The sequence below is a fragment of the ANME-2 cluster archaeon genome, assembly GCA_014237145.1.
Lineage (GTDB): Archaea > Halobacteriota > Methanosarcinia > Methanosarcinales > Methanocomedenaceae > Methanocomedens_A.
This window is the reverse complement of sequence record JAAXOC010000096.1, coordinates 37,668-52,171: the sequence shown is the minus strand read 5'-3', so window position 1 is coordinate 52,171 and position 14,504 is coordinate 37,668. Positions and strand designations below refer to the sequence as shown.

Genomic DNA, 14,504 nt, shown 5'->3' with positions numbered 1-14,504 from the left:
TAATGCTACGAATGTAAACATCAATGTTCACTCGGGTTTTTTATAATGACATTAGATTAATTTATCTTAATGTATTATTATTAGTGATAAATTCCAGATAGGTGAAAGTGATATGAATAGTGAAAAAACCGCATCAGAGATTGCAGAGGCTGTAATAGATGGAAGTTCGGCTAATGCCCCTGGTTACCTGAATGGCAATCCAAGGCGAAAAGAAGCTGAAAAAGAGCGTCAGGAACTAAAAAAGAAAAAATTAGAGCATGAGGCAGCATTTTTCGATGACCTCATTGACAATTTGCTAATCCCAAAAGGATTTGTGACTGAAAAGGAGAAAAGTTTCATATTCATACAAGAAAATGCTGCCGCTTCAAAAAAGTTCTGGGAAGTATGGCTTGCAAACTATAACAAGTTGCAAGACATGGATGGTAAAATCCCATTAAAATCATATATAGATTATGAATTTGATGTGAAACCATCAAGTCTATTAAATGAAAAGATGTGCACTGTACCTGATAATATCTTTGAAATGGATTTTTACTTTGAACGGCTTGCACGGTTTGCTGCTGATTTCCAGACCGAATGGAAAACACCTCATTTCTATCTGAAAAAGAATCAGTCAGGGGCAAATGTCCTGAAAGAAGAATACGAAACCCCGAGAAATATTGAAGCTGAACAGATCGTCTTAAAGATCTGGGATTTGATAAATGACTTCGACACTGTTAACACTTTGGTTATGGATTATTATAGTAAGGTGCTTAATGAATTGCCTGGAAAAACCATTGATGCAGAAAATTCCAAACAAATATATATGGATATTTTCGGGAATGCCAGACAGGCAAAAGTATTTGAACAAAATAGGTTCGGGTTGTTGAAAGAATATGGCAAGGTACTATTCCTGGTAAAGGATAACTGGGAAAAGCGACTGGAAAGGAAGTACGACAATTTCACTTGTATCGAAGACGTTAGCGATACTATTGATACAATTCTGAATAATAAACTGGAACAGATAGATACGATGTTTTCATAGGAAAACTACTTATCAGTAAAGCAATCCACAGGATTCGTATTTCGGGATGATCGCAAGATTAATCAGAGGTTGGTATGAATAACCTGCATGCATTTTCATTTTGGTCAATCCGGGGCCAAAATGAATAACCCGCATACACTTTCATAGGGGTCGATCCAGTAATGGATTTCACACATATCCTCAGCAGGATCGTAGCGTAAGCATTCCACACATTTGTATTCCATAAGCTCATCCATTATAATCACCAATGGCTAATCTATAATGAATAATACTTATATTATATTAGGTTTTCGAATGTTACTTCTTACGCTTGTTCATGCGCAGAATAAAAATATCCGGTCTCGGCCGTTTGCCTGATGTTGATGCAAAATCAGAATAGCAGCGCGGGCACAGGTTGCGCACATTCACAGAAGCAATTTCCTGCGTGCCTGGGATTATCCTGGCAAATATAAAATTTGAAGGAGAACCTACGGCTTCAGATGTACTTTCCAGCAGTTTCAGGATATGTTCTTCGAATACTTCAAGGTCGTCCACCTGGAATCCCCTCAAATTAGCAGTATATCCAAAACAACCGCACGGCAGGGCAAAAATGTCAAGTTCGATCACCATTACTGCGCGGCCAATTAGCCGCTTTATGCCGTCCTCCAGGTCGGCACGTGTCTTTAAAAGTTCTTCCGGTTTCATCAGGTCTCAATTCCTTTTTTTGTTATAGTGTTCCACTGTACCAGTTTCTCATCAGAAGTGCCTTTATGGTCATACACTTGCGCAATCTCTGATATCTTGCGCTGGCAGTACCCGCATGTATGGCAGACCGTGCTGTGCTTTTTCCATTGCTCGATGACCCCGTCCAGTGCTTTATTCGGGATATTGAACAGATCTACCAGGTCTTTGGGGCAGTCCATCAGGTCCATCAGGTTTCCGTCGTAGCTCTCAGCGGCATAAGCGTTGACACAGTTCAGTATCCAGTTAATGAAATGCGAGCGTCCGCCTATCTTGAATACATCTGTGATGTGGGCATATTCCTTTAGATCCTCTGGTCTGATGAAAGGTGATTTCAGGATCAGCGATGGGTCATTGATGCGCAGGGTCAGGCATTTGTGGTAATAATAGTCGTCCTGCACATTAGGTCGGGGTGGCGGGCCGTTGACATGGGAGAAGAAGTTGAAATGGGCATACCTAAACGGGCACCGGTACAGGCAGCCTTCGTTCACAAGGAGTTTTAGTTCACAGTCCACTGCATCCCTGATGGCTTCAAGCACATCGAAATGACGGTTCACGTTGGAGTCCACCACAATGGACGAGGCTCCCAGTTGCTCGAAGAATTCAGCCTTCTGTGGGCTGTCAACAAATGCCAGTACGCTGACCACCACAGGGATGTTGAACTCGCTGGCGATCATCTCTATCAGGTACGGATCTGCTACTACTACGGTATCCACACCTATGTTCTCAAGGTTTGCGATGTACCAGTGTATGAGGTTATATCCTTCTGTAGTAAGCTGCTGGCCGCCCATGCATGAACTGTTCAGAACCATCTCGATCTTTACATCTTTACTGTGGCAGTATTCGGTATGCCTGGCGACTTCTTCCAGTCCGGCATGGCCCAGGTTGACCCTGCCCGTGCCTATGTAGTCGGGCGAACCTGCCATATAGATGGAATAGATATCATCTGAGCTTTCCAGCATTTGCTTAAGGCCGTCGAAGTGTCCGGGGTGGGGAACATAGAGTTTTTTGTTCATGGTTGGTCAGAGGATTTATGTGGGGTGTGTGTGATAAAGGTTTTTGTCGGGTCATAGATTGATTCAAAGTTCAAAATGCTCAGATCATATCCTGCAAAAACATATTTTAATTACTCATGACATAGGAGGTTCCAATGCACACAAGGTCAGACATTACCAAAGACGATACCAATGACGATACCAATGACGATACCAATGACGATACCAACGACGAGACTGTAGTGCCGGAGATGATCATTACAACTTTGTCGAAGAGTGTAAAAAAATATCTTGCACCTGATTGTGCTGTATTATTTTCAGGAGGAGTGGATAGTTCACTGATAACAGCACTGGCTGTCAGGCATGTACCTGATATAACACTTATTACAGTTGGCTTTTCAGGGTCAAATGATGTGAAATGGGCATCCACTGCTGCACAATTATTGGGTCTAAAGAACAGTCTCATTCTTAAGATAATTGACCTTGATGATCTTGAATCGACAATTCCCTGTGTTATCGAAGCCCTGGAGACTGCAGATCCCATGGCTATCTCACTGGGTGTGCCACTGTACATTGCAAGCACAGAGGCAAAGAGTAGAAATATCAACATGCTGTTGACCGGGCAGGGGGCTGACGAACTGTTCGGAGGGTATCACAGGTATAAGGAGATTATTAAAAAGAGCACAGCTTCCCTGCATGAAGCCATTGTCGCAGATGTGGCACGACTGCCCCGGAGGGATATCCTGCGGGATAATACCGTGGCAGAGGCAGCGGGAATAAAACTGGCAGCCCCATTTCTTGACCCTGATGTGGTTGAGCTGGCCCTTTCCATTCCGGCTGTATTAAAGGTCAGGGAGTTTGATGGCGAACTGGTCGGCAAATACATCCTGCGCAGGGCTGCAGAAAGTGTAGTACCGGCCGAGATTGCATGGCGGGACAAAAAGGCCATGCAGTATGGCAGCGGGGTATGGGCAGGCCTTGGCAGACTTGCCAGACAGGCAGGGTTCAAAAAGCAAGACAAAGGCTATATAAGAAAATATCTTTATTCGGTTGCAGGGAAAAACAGGATTAAACTGGATGTAACATCATGATAACAACCAAGGACGTGGAACATATTGGCTGGCTTGCCAGGTTGAAAATGGAAGAGGAGCAGCTTGAGGGATATGCGGACCAGTTGAACTCCGTACTTGATTATTTCGGGCAGCTGGATGAGGTGGATACCAGGGACGTTGAGCCCACGTACCATGTACTGGAAATGAACAATGTTTTCAGGGATGACAAGGTAACTGATTGCCTCACCCAGGACGAGGCCATCGGCAATGCACCCAAAACACAGGACGGCTACTTCAAGGCCCCAAGGATACTCTGAGGTAATGTAATGATCACAGTATCACAAACCCTGGCAACAATACAGGATTCGTCAGCAGAAGAAGTTGTAAGCCAGTGCATTGACAGGATCGAGACCAGTAAGTTCAATACATTCATCACCGTGGCAAAGGAGTCTGCCCTTGAGGCGGCCAAGAAGGCGGAGGGACATACCGGACCGCTGGCAGGCGTACCAATTGCCATCAAGGATAATATTTCAACCAAAGGTATTCAGACCACATGCGCATCCAGGATCCTGGGTGGCTATATACCCCCCTATGATGCCCATGTAATTGAGCGCCTGAAAGAGGCGGGGGCTGTTATCGTTGGCAAGGTGAATATGGACGAATTCGCCATGGGGACATCCACAGAGACCAGTCATTACGGGCCTACACTTAATCCCTGGAACACAGAAACGGTGCCTGGCGGCTCATCAGGCGCCAGTGCGGCCACTGTAGCAGCAGGTGAAGTGCCGCTGGCCCTTGGTTCTGATACGGGCGGGTCTGTCAGGTGTCCGGCATCATTTTGTGGCGTGGTGGGGCTAAAACCCACTTATGGTGTGATATCCAGGTACGGCTTGATCTCATATGCCAACAGCCTGGAACAGATAGGACCCATTGCTTCTAATGTGGCAGATATGACACTGCTGTTCAATGTGATAGCCGGACATGACCCGCGGGATTCCACTTCCGTACCTGGTGAGAAGGAGTATACAAAAGCTCTGGTTGACGATGTGAAGGGACTTACCATTGGCGTACCAAAGGAATACTTTGGCGAGGGTATAGACCAGGCTGTGGAAAAGTCGGTCTGGGACGGCGTGCACAGGCTGGAAGACCTGGGAGCATCGTGGCAGGAAGTGGAGATGCCGCACACAAAGTATGCACTGGCTGCTTATTATGTCATTGCCATGAGCGAGGCATCTTCAAACCTGGCCCGGTTCGACGGTATGCGCTATGGGCTGCGCCTGGAAAAGGACCACGATTGGCATACTACATACAGCGAGATACGGGCACTAGGGTTTGGCGAGGAAGTGAAACGGCGCATACTCCTGGGTACATATGCGCTGTCGGCAGGGTATATGGACAAGTATTATCTGAAGGCCCTAAAGGTCAGAACACTTATCAAGCAGGACTTCGAGCGGGCGCTGAAAAGTACGGATGTACTTATCGCACCTACTATGCCCACACCCGCATTTAAACTGGGCGAGAAGATCAGCGACCCCTTAACCCTTTATATGGCAGACGTGAACACTGTGCCTGTGAACCTCTCAGGCGTGCCGTCAATCTCATTGCCGTGTGGTTTCTCAAACGGGCTGCCGATCGGGTTGCAGATAATGGGGAAGCATTTTGATGAGGAGACCATAATCAGGACCGCCTATACTTTTGAGCAGAACACTGAGCTTCACACAAAAGCACCGGAGGTGGTATAGATGCGGGAGGAAAGTCTGAAATTGCGTCCATACCTGGACGAGGTCGGTGTGATGATAGGACTTGAGATACATGTGCAGTTGAACAAGCTCAATACCAAGATATTCTGCGGCTGCCCACTTGACTACCACGACGACGGGCCCAACACACATACCTGTCCCGTATGCCTGGGACTGCCAGGGTCGCTGCCTGTAATAAACCGTAAGTCTGTGGAATATTCCATCAAGGTGGGGCTGGCACTGAACTGTTCCATTGAGGAGCATACCCAGTTCTACAGGAAGAACTACTACTATCCTGACCTGCCAAAGGGGTTCCAGATAACACAGTACGATTACCCGATTGCCTCAAGCGGCTACATAAATATCGAGGGAGAGGATGGCGAGGTCCGTGTCCGCATCAACCGGGCTCATATGGAAGAGGACCCGGGCCGGCTGGTGCATGAGGGCGGCAGTATCGAGCGCTCAAAGTACACACTTATCGATTATAACCGCAGTGGTGTGGCACTGCTTGAGATTGTGACCGAGCCCGACATAAGGAGCCCGAAAGAGGCGCGCCGGTTTTTGGATAAGCTGCGCAATATCCTGGAATACCTGGATGTGGTAGATACCACACTTGAAGGCTCTATGAGGGTGGATGCCAATATCTCACTGTCCGGCGGCAGCAGGTCAGAGGTGAAGAATATCAGCAGCCACAAGGGTGCGGAGCGGGCGCTGCTGTTCGAGATAGTGCGGCAGAAGAACCTGCTGCGCCGGGGCGGTAAGGTGGTGCAGGAGACCAGGCACTTTGATGAGGCCAGGGGTGTAACTGTTAGCCTGAGGACCAAGGAGGAGGCGCATGATTATCGCTATTTCCCTGAGGCTGACCTGGTGTCGTTGAGGGTGGCTGACTGGGCGCCCGGGATTGCTAAGACCCTGCCTGAACTGCCTGATGCCAGGCGGGAGAGGTTTGTGTCCCAATATGATATTACTGATGACCATGCAAAGAGCCTGACCTCTGAGAAGAAGGTGGCAGATTTCTATGAGCAAGTGGCGGCTGAGGTTGACTCGAAACTGGCTGCCGTGTGGATTGCTGATGTACTAAAGGGTGAACTCAATTACAGGGACCTTGGCATAGATGCATTTGCCAGCGCAAATATGGTGCAAATGGTGAAACTGCTGGCCGGGGATAAGATCACAGAGCAAAGTGGTGTGGAGGTTATCCGTACGATACTGGATGAGGGCGGCACTCCTGATGAGGTCGTGGCTGCAAAGGGACTGCTGAAGGCTGGTGGCGATCTTGTGACTGCGGCGGTGGAAGAGGTCATATCCGAGAATCCAGGCGCAGTGGCTGATTACCAGAATGGCAAGCAGGAAGCTGTTAATTTCCTGATGGGTCAGGTAATGAAGAAGACCAAAGGCCGTGCCGATGCCAAAGAAGTGCGCAAGATGATAATCCAGAGGGTTTAAGGTAAATCATTTCAATAAAAACCGACGAGGCTGAAAATATGAAAGAAGAACGCTGGGGCAATATAGGCTCCAAATATTCACACTTAACAAGCGTACATCCCTGTTACAATGAGAAGATGCACTTCAAGACCGCACGCATCCACCTGCCTGTGGCACCCAAATGCAATATCCAGTGCGGATACTGTGTCCGCTCCATTGATAAATGCGAGCACAGGCCTGGAGTAAGCAGTAGTATCATGACGCCCAAGGAGGCGCTGGAGCAGGTGGATAAGTATGTAAAGGAGATGGATAACCTGAAGGTGGTTGGTATTGCAGGCCCTGCCGAGTCCCTGGCCAATGATGCTACCTTTGAGACCCTGCGCATGGTGAATGAGAAACATCCTGACCTTATCAAGTGTATTGCATCCAACGGGCTGCTGCTCAGCGAGAAGATCGATGAGTTGAAGGCTGTGGGTCTTAATAGTGTGACAGTGACTGTGAACGCTGTCAATCCCGAGACTGCTGCTAAGATATACAAATGGGTGAGGTACCACGATAAGACCTACAAGGGCCTGGAAGCTGCCGAACTTTTGCTTGAGAAACAGTGGGAAGGTGTCAAGGCTGCTGTCGAGGCAGGGTTTGTGGTCAAGATCAATACGGTGCTGCTGCCTGATATTAATATGGATGAGATCGAAGATATTGCTAAAAAGGCTGCTGAGTACGGGGCTTATATTATGAACATTATCCCGCTGATACCTTTATATGATTTCGAGAACTCTGAGCCTCCGACCTGTGATGACCTGAAGCAGGTACGCGATGTGGCCGGGAAGTACCTGCCGCAGTTCAGGCTGTGCCAGCAGTGCCGGGCTGATGCTGTAGGTGTGCCTGGGGCTGAGCCTTGTGGGTCGCCTGTGCAGAAGCGGGCGCAGGGTGAGTATTTCCATGGGTGAGATGTCAGGGCAGTTTCACATTTTTTCACTTATTAGGTTAAATTTTTCTTTGCGCTCTTTGCGAACTTTGCGGTTTTAAAAATTGAAATGTAAAGTTTGAAACACAACAGCATGAGGATAGTCTTTAACAATAATTCACCGCAAAGATTCGGTTAAATCGTCTGGTTGTTTACTGCGGAAACTCAGTAAGTTTATTTAATGATTAAACCATAATTATGGTTTAAGTTTCTTGGTAATAAACAATATAGAAAATTTATTATCCGCATATTTTTATTACTTTCAAATAAGGTCTGATAAAAATGTCATCCGAATATACCGAACCTGACCCGGAATTCACAGTCCAGGAAGAACGGCTACAATTCCGCAGTGAGAAAAAGTGCCAGAAAGATACTGCCCGCCTTATCTGGGCATCTAAGCCGCGCCGTGAACCCTTGCCCAAAGACCTTGAGTTCCAGACTGCAGAGGAAGTGTATCCGAAGAAGGCGACCGGCAACCTGATAAGTTTCTTTGATTTTGGTGAGGATGAGATTTCCAGCCAACCAAACCGGCTGATATGGGGCGATAATCTGCTGGTGATGCAGGCGCTGCTTGCGCAGGGGTATGGGGGGCAGATTGATCTGATTTATATCGACCCGCCGTTCAATACGGGGGAGAATTTTAATTTCCCTAATAATGTGAAGATTTGGGATAAGAATTATGAACGAGAAGTGAAACATATATGTTATGTACAATATGCATGATGAAAGAAGAGAGAGCTCATGACACATAAAATCTTAAACATAAAGCATATTCATCTTTCAAATGTTATTTTAGTTTAATAGGTGGTCAAGAAGATGATAAAATCCAGGGGTGAACTTCATAAGCAAATGGAAAGGACCATTGACGCAAATCTCCGATCATTGGAAGAACATGAAGAATGTTCAGAGTATAATGTAAAAACTAATATTATTGAATCAAACTGCAACATTGACAAAATACCCCTAACATTCGATGGATATCATATAGAGATAAAACCAACTGACGATAAATTCTTATTTGGCCTAATTGTGCGCAACAACAGCCAAAGATTTGTCTTATATATAGACACGTTTTTTGATAGATTCTGGAAATTGTACAATATGGAGAACAGTGAAACGATTGATAAATTCATGGATAAATTCACAAACCTGCTTTTACTTGATAGTTTATGGATGCCTCATCAAATGCTAGATAACATTGAAAGTACGTTAGTCAATGTTGGTTTCTCAATAAAATTCAAACAAGAAATATTCAACGAAGATGAATTAGGGGAAGATGATATTTCCCAACTGACCATGAGATTGTGGTCAAGAGGAACAAAACCATCAAAAAATCTTTTTAAGTTATTACAAGAGAACAATTATCCTTTAACAAAAACTTCTACTAGAGTGCTTAATATAGATAATCACAAAGTAAAATTTTTAGATGAGGTTTTTTTCGATGGTAAAATCACGGTGAATAAAGGAACCGATATCGAAGAACATATTCGTTTTGTTGACAAAATCATAGATGATTATAGTACCAAAATGAAAGAGATTGAAAATAACAGGATGTCTTTAACAAAATCAGCATGTGGTCAAGTTGTGAGTGGAAGCCCATTTGAAATAAAATTCACTAAAAATTATGATATCCACCATCTCTCCGAAAAAATTATCAATTCGACGCACCCCTTCAAATTATGGGGTGTTATCCATGATCAGACTGATGATTTCTTAAGAATTGCTGGAGTGGACGTTCATACAGGTGATAAATTTAGCATGGATTTGATGCAAAAATATGGTCGGTTATATTTGCCAGAAAATGCTTGTGGAAATATGGTCTTTAGATTATATACAAATATTCAACATTATTTAGATCCAGGAGTGATGATTTTTGACGAACACGGATCAGTCTTTTGATCATCTTGATATTATAAATGCAGTATTAGGACTTGCTTACAATTTCGAATCATATCCAAACCATCTTTTTAAAGCAGGGTATAAACTTTCAAGAATCGAACCAATAATTGGTGTTCCTGACTCTATTAATCCAGATATTCTTTTCATGTCTGAGAATATGGGATTATTCGCAGAATGCAAAGGTGGAAAGTTTAAAATTGGGAGTAATTTAAGCAGGTATGACTCAATCCAAGTGCGTCACTTAATTGAGAAAGGTATAGATATTCCTTCAGAAAATTTAGAATTGGATGTTGGTATATTTGGACGAGATAATCTAATACATTTAAAAGAGAAATTGACTAGGAAGGGGATAGATTACCCACAAGTAATTTTGGATAAAACTGTTGAACAAATCCACGGGCGGTCGTTCAAAGACCCTAAATTAAATGATTTATTTTCAGAATCGGTTGAAATTAAATCTAAAGCTCCTTTGATACTAAAATTCACAGATAGCAGTCCAGTTAAAAGAATTGCTCCGTTTATTTTCACTACACTGATGTCACGTTCAATAACTGGAAGAAATAAATTTAAGGTTAGGAATTTGACGGAAGAAGTTATGGATGATATTTGGGATAATCTGGATAAGAATGTACAAAATACACTGGTTGAAAAAGTAAGAGCAATCCTTCGTCAATGTAAAAGAAAACAATTAAGTAATTATCTGAAAAATAGTGAAGATGTGTGGAGTATTTCCATTACTGACCATTGGAAAAGCCGTAAAAAATTCAGTGATGATTGCAATCGTTTTATCCATGAACTTGACCAAAAAGAATTATTTGATTTTATCTGAATCTTTACCTCATTTATCCCAACCAAGAACTGATAAAAATGTCATCTGAATATACCGAAACCTCCCTACCAACAACATTCGGATTACCATCATAAGAATTAACATCCGATAACTATATAATAATACGAAACTAAATCATAATAAACATGCTCCGTAAATTTATCAACCGCACAGAAGAACTCTCATCCTTAAACCGTGATTACCAAAACAAAGCCTTCTCATTCACAGTCATCTACGGCCGCCGCCGGGTCGGTAAGACCGAACTTATACACAATTTTCAGCAAGATAAGCCCCACATCTACTTTCTGGCAGACAGAAGGGGCACCAGGTCAAACCTCTACAGGTTCAGGAAAAAAGCCGCAGACTTTTTCGAGGACTTCGAACCCAGCCTGGAAACATTTGACGAAGTGTTCAATTACATAAAGACAAAATGGACCCGCAAAGAAAAACTTGTAATAATTATCGATGAATTTTCCTACCTGGTCCAGCAGGATGATTCAATCCCCTCAGTTTTCCAGTTGATAGTCGATGAAATCCTAAAAGACGGACCATTCCACCTCATACTGTGCGGTTCGTCAGTGTCCATGATTGAGAAAAGCACACTCGCATATTCAAGTCCGCTGTATGGCAGAAGGACAGGCCAGATAAAAGTACAGCCAATCCTGTTTCGGCATATCCACGAATTCTTCCCTGGATTATCCCAGGATGAACTGGTGAAAATATTCGGTGCCACCGGAGGCGTTCCGTTTTACCTGCAGTTCTTTGATCCGAATAACACATTCCTAGACAATCTCAAGCACAACCTGTTCGCAAAGGACACCGTACTCTATGCAGAGGGCGAATTCCTGCTGCGCGAAGAACTGCGGGAGCCTGCCACTTTTATGAACATCCTCTTTGCCATATCAAAGGGCGCAACCAGGCCCGGGGATATTGCTGCCAGGTCGTTCATGGAGGCAAAGGACCTGCCATATTATCTGGAAACCCTTATACGCCTGGGTTTTGTAAGAAAAGAGCATCCTGTTACAGAGAAAACCACAACAAAAAAGACCATCTATCGTATCCAGGACAATTTCCTGCGCTTCTGGTTCAGGTATGTGCTGCTGCATAAGGACTCATTGGAGCAGGGAGATTATATGCAGGCAATTGATGATGTTGGGAAAAATTACAACACCTTTCTTGGCGAAACATTTGAGCAAATAAGCATAGAGATGTTGACACATCTTAATTCAACTGGTGAAATGCCATTTAGTTTTCATAAGATTGGCAGGCAATGGGGAAAAATCCCGCTGGCAGCTAAGGGGCAGAATGACTATGAGATTGACATAGTGGCAGTGAACAACGATACATTGCAGATCCTGTGTTGTGAATGTAAATGGCAGGACAAGAAGGCCAGCATTGATGTTTACCATAAACTCAAGGAAAAAGCCGGTTATGTAAAGTGGCTACCAGGTCGAAAGGAGTATTTCTGCCTTATAAGTAAATCCGGATTTACTGAAAATCTGAAAAAGACAGCAAAAAAGGATGGGGTTTTACTGCTTACTCTTGACGATTATATGGGTGTGGATGTGTAATGTTGTGCCAGCAATACCGGGCCTATGTTGTGGGTCGCCTGTGCAGAAGCGGGCGCAGGGTGAGTATTACCATGGGTGATGAGTCTTTCTGTCTACCAGGCCATTGGCCACTGTCAAATGTTTGTTTATTAGTATTGGAAGCATACATAGGAACACAATCTTGTCCAGTCTGTTCGGTAGATGGGGATGTTTTCACACTTGGCTTGTAGGAATTCATGCTCCTACCAATCGGTTGAATTGTGGTTTATGTGGATAACTTAACTTCATCATATGTTCGGGAGTATCATTATCTTCCCATTTCTTCTCTGTTCGAGTCTTCCTTTTTGGAATGCTGCCTGTGCGGGTAATACTCACATATCGATGATTGAATTCGGATAAAAAATCGTTTTCATACCAGAATTGTTTTGCAATTTCTTTGCAATAACCAACGAAACAGACTGAACCTTTCAATTGTTTAATGATATTTTTCTCACTATCTTTAGTAGTCTTTATCTCAATGTGTAATATATTCTTTTTTCCATTCTTATTAGCTACGATGATATAATCAGCACGTTTACGCTGGCCTCTTGTTTCAGTTAGAATCGTATCTGGTGATTTGAATGCATCCACCCTTATCACAATGGCATTATGGGGCAAGCCAAAAATTACAACTTTGGAAGCAGGGGATTGTGGTTCTTTTAAAGTAACAGACGCCTTGTCTGAACCGCTTTTAGGTTCAATATCTACTTTTGCAGAATCCATTATCATATCGTTCAAAATATCTAAATCAGTCATAACCATCATTCATCTCCCCAGATAATTGCTTCCTGAATACGATTCATATCTTCAATTGTAGTGTCAAAACTGCGTGCTTCAATGCCAAGTTCTGGGTCGATGTCGGCAGCAACTAGTGTTTGAACTTGAGTTTTCCGTTTATTTTTATTCAGCATCAATAGAGATTTTTCTGCAATGTAAACCCGTATTTTATCCGCGGAGATCAGTTCTTCTTCTCTGTATCCTTCGTCCTTAGATATTTTCTTCAAATATGGTTTGTCCTGGTTGAGCATAATCAGAGTATTCAGTTCCTTTATAATATAATCGCTATGGGTAGTGAGAAATACTTTGATCCCAATATTGACCAGACGAGAAAACAACCTTGCTATACGGCGCTGATTTTCTGGATGGAGATTTAGCTCTGGTTCGTCAATCATAAGAATGTCGCCAGGTTGAGCAACATGACGTAGATAAAAACCAATATCTAGAAGTGAGCGCACTGAACTGGAGCTTTCATCCATTGTTAGTTTCAGACTTTGATTAGACCTGGGCGTGTAATAAAGCTCATCGTTTTTCGTTACAGCGTATTTGCCGCCAATGATATCGGAAAACTCTTCAAGCAACGCTGGATGGTCTTTTAAAATAAAACTCTCCTCTTTTGCTATCTCTTCAAGATGTCGTGTAAATTCAACGTTTTTATTTACTGGTAATGCGTAATCAGAGTATGCTTTATTGATATATTCAAATGGATTTACATCCTTTTCCATGCTACCCACCTGTTCCAATAGTCGATTTCTGGCAAAGTTAAGTTCCTTACGAAATATTGCAGCCCCTGTGCGTTCGGCACTTGCAATAAATGGGTTTGGAAAAAGATGACCAAAAATTATATCTTTCAATGCATCACTTATCACATGGTTGATGATTTCATTTGGAATACGTACATTCTCTTTTTCTACTAGTAAAGAAATTGTGATTTTGGACTGATTTTGTTTCTTGGATATAGAAAACAACTGAGATTTCGTTGCGCTAATTGTTCTTTCGAATTTTGAAATTGGCTGAATATCATTGGTATTAAGATGCGCCCGAAAATCACATTCGATAAATTTTTGCGGAGAAGATGCAAATATAGTTGGAAGTCGTTCCGTATAAGATTTACACCCCTTCTTTAGAATATTTTGAGCATCAATTACAAATTCCTGAATGTCTAATTCAGTTACACCTTCTGTAAGAAGCTGTTGAATATTATTTTTAGGTACGTGTATTGAAAAAACCTTTCTCCATTCAGAAAGAAAACCGAAAACGGCATAAGTGGCATATGTTTTACCTGTATTATTTTGTCCACAAATAATAGTCAGTTCGCCAAGTTCAAATTCAGCTTGTTTTAATGGGCCGAGATTTTTAATTGATAGTTTCATATTCAAGCTCCTGTCTATTTTAATACTTTCAAACTTTACCCAATTATGTCAACACAAAGTTAAGCAGAATTTCCTTCTACAATCCCACTGGTGTCATTATATTCAGAGACATTCT

The 14,504-nt window shown here is 43.1% G+C and carries 14 protein-coding genes; 10 read left to right on the top strand and 4 right to left on the bottom strand.

From position 1 onward, the window contains the following. Positions 1-112: 112 nt before the first annotated feature. Positions 113-1,024: a hypothetical protein gene (locus tag HF974_12955; GenBank protein ID MBC2699212.1), complete on the top strand. Its 912-nt coding sequence runs from the start codon at positions 113-115 to the stop codon at positions 1,022-1,024. Positions 1,025-1,321: 297 nt separating this feature from the next. Here the strand turns inward: HF974_12955 and HF974_12950 are convergent, their stop codons facing one another. Continuing rightward, entirely contained in the window at positions 1,322-1,708 is a 387-nt protein-coding gene (locus HF974_12950; GenBank protein MBC2699211.1) for a DUF5402 family protein, read from the bottom strand. Beyond that, positions 1,708-2,760: a U32 family peptidase gene (locus HF974_12945; GenBank protein ID MBC2699210.1), complete on the bottom strand. Its 1,053-nt coding sequence runs from the start codon at positions 2,758-2,760 to the stop codon at positions 1,708-1,710. The genes HF974_12950 and HF974_12945 overlap by 1 nt, the downstream gene beginning before the upstream one ends. A gap of 134 nt (positions 2,761-2,894) precedes the next feature. Between HF974_12945 and HF974_12940 the strand changes: the two genes are divergently transcribed. The 9 genes from HF974_12940 (at position 2,895) to HF974_12900 (ending at position 12,221) form a co-directional block, all read left to right on the top strand. Further along, positions 2,895-3,830: an asparagine synthase gene (locus HF974_12940; protein ID MBC2699209.1), complete on the top strand. Its 936-nt coding sequence runs from the start codon at positions 2,895-2,897 to the stop codon at positions 3,828-3,830. Continuing rightward, positions 3,827-4,108: an Asp-tRNA(Asn)/Glu-tRNA(Gln) amidotransferase subunit GatC gene (gene gatC / locus HF974_12935; GenBank protein MBC2699208.1), complete on the top strand. Its 282-nt coding sequence runs from the start codon at positions 3,827-3,829 to the stop codon at positions 4,106-4,108. The genes HF974_12940 and gatC overlap by 4 nt, the downstream gene beginning before the upstream one ends. 9 nt (positions 4,109-4,117) lie before the next feature. Continuing rightward, positions 4,118-5,533 (top strand): Asp-tRNA(Asn)/Glu-tRNA(Gln) amidotransferase subunit GatA, encoded by a 1,416-nt coding sequence (gene gatA / locus HF974_12930; protein MBC2699207.1) that lies wholly within the window; start codon positions 4,118-4,120, stop codon positions 5,531-5,533. After that, positions 5,534-6,976: an Asp-tRNA(Asn)/Glu-tRNA(Gln) amidotransferase subunit GatB gene (gene gatB / locus HF974_12925; protein MBC2699206.1), complete on the top strand. Its 1,443-nt coding sequence runs from the start codon at positions 5,534-5,536 to the stop codon at positions 6,974-6,976. 38 nt (positions 6,977-7,014) lie between these two features. Beyond that, positions 7,015-7,905: a radical SAM protein gene (locus HF974_12920; GenBank protein MBC2699205.1), complete on the top strand. Its 891-nt coding sequence runs from the start codon at positions 7,015-7,017 to the stop codon at positions 7,903-7,905. A gap of 299 nt (positions 7,906-8,204) precedes the next feature. Further along, positions 8,205-8,645: a hypothetical protein gene (locus HF974_12915; protein ID MBC2699204.1), complete on the top strand. Its 441-nt coding sequence runs from the start codon at positions 8,205-8,207 to the stop codon at positions 8,643-8,645. 93 nt (positions 8,646-8,738) lie between these two features. Next, positions 8,739-9,821 carry a hypothetical protein gene (locus tag HF974_12910; GenBank protein ID MBC2699203.1) on the top strand — a complete coding sequence of 361 codons (1,083 nt, stop codon included), beginning with the start codon at positions 8,739-8,741 and terminating at the stop codon, positions 9,819-9,821. Then, complete coding sequence (locus HF974_12905) at positions 9,796-10,650, top strand: hypothetical protein (GenBank protein ID MBC2699202.1); 855 nt, start codon at positions 9,796-9,798, stop codon at positions 10,648-10,650. The genes HF974_12910 and HF974_12905 overlap by 26 nt, the downstream gene beginning before the upstream one ends. Positions 10,651-10,796: 146 nt before the next feature. Next, a complete protein-coding gene (locus tag HF974_12900) occupies positions 10,797-12,221 on the top strand; it encodes an ATP-binding protein (protein ID MBC2699201.1) in 1,425 nt (474 codons plus the stop codon). A 213-nt stretch (positions 12,222-12,434) separates the two neighbouring features. Here the strand turns inward: HF974_12900 and HF974_12895 are convergent, their stop codons facing one another. Further along, entirely contained in the window at positions 12,435-12,995 is a 561-nt protein-coding gene (locus HF974_12895; protein ID MBC2699200.1) for a hypothetical protein, read from the bottom strand. Between the two features lie 5 nt (positions 12,996-13,000). After that, positions 13,001-14,389, bottom strand: a complete 1,389-nt coding sequence (locus HF974_12890) for an AAA family ATPase (GenBank protein ID MBC2699199.1) — start codon at positions 14,387-14,389, stop codon at positions 13,001-13,003. Positions 14,390-14,504 lie beyond the last annotated feature (115 nt).

Bases quoted from the DNA above. Each gene is read 5' to 3' on its own strand.
- HF974_12915 (MBC2699204.1), top strand. From the start codon at position 8,205: ATGTCATCCGAATATACCGAACCTGACCCGGAATTCACAGTCCAGGAA.
- HF974_12955 (MBC2699212.1), top strand. From the start codon at position 113: ATGAATAGTGAAAAAACCGCATCAGAGATTGCAGAGGCTGTAATAGAT.
- HF974_12920 (MBC2699205.1), top strand. From the start codon at position 7,015: ATGAAAGAAGAACGCTGGGGCAATATAGGCTCCAAATATTCACACTTA.
- gatA (MBC2699207.1), top strand. From the start codon at position 4,118: ATGATCACAGTATCACAAACCCTGGCAACAATACAGGATTCGTCAGCA.
- gatB (MBC2699206.1), top strand. From the start codon at position 5,534: ATGCGGGAGGAAAGTCTGAAATTGCGTCCATACCTGGACGAGGTCGGT.
- HF974_12940 (MBC2699209.1), top strand. From the start codon at position 2,895: ATGCACACAAGGTCAGACATTACCAAAGACGATACCAATGACGATACC.
- HF974_12890 (MBC2699199.1), bottom strand. From the start codon at position 14,389: ATGAAACTATCAATTAAAAATCTCGGCCCATTAAAACAAGCTGAATTT.
- HF974_12900 (MBC2699201.1), top strand. From the start codon at position 10,797: ATGCTCCGTAAATTTATCAACCGCACAGAAGAACTCTCATCCTTAAAC.
- HF974_12895 (MBC2699200.1), bottom strand. From the start codon at position 12,995: ATGACTGATTTAGATATTTTGAACGATATGATAATGGATTCTGCAAAA.
- gatC (MBC2699208.1), top strand. From the start codon at position 3,827: ATGATAACAACCAAGGACGTGGAACATATTGGCTGGCTTGCCAGGTTG.
- HF974_12945 (MBC2699210.1), bottom strand. From the start codon at position 2,760: ATGAACAAAAAACTCTATGTTCCCCACCCCGGACACTTCGACGGCCTT.
- HF974_12910 (MBC2699203.1), top strand. From the start codon at position 8,739: ATGATAAAATCCAGGGGTGAACTTCATAAGCAAATGGAAAGGACCATT.
- HF974_12950 (MBC2699211.1), bottom strand. From the start codon at position 1,708: ATGAAACCGGAAGAACTTTTAAAGACACGTGCCGACCTGGAGGACGGC.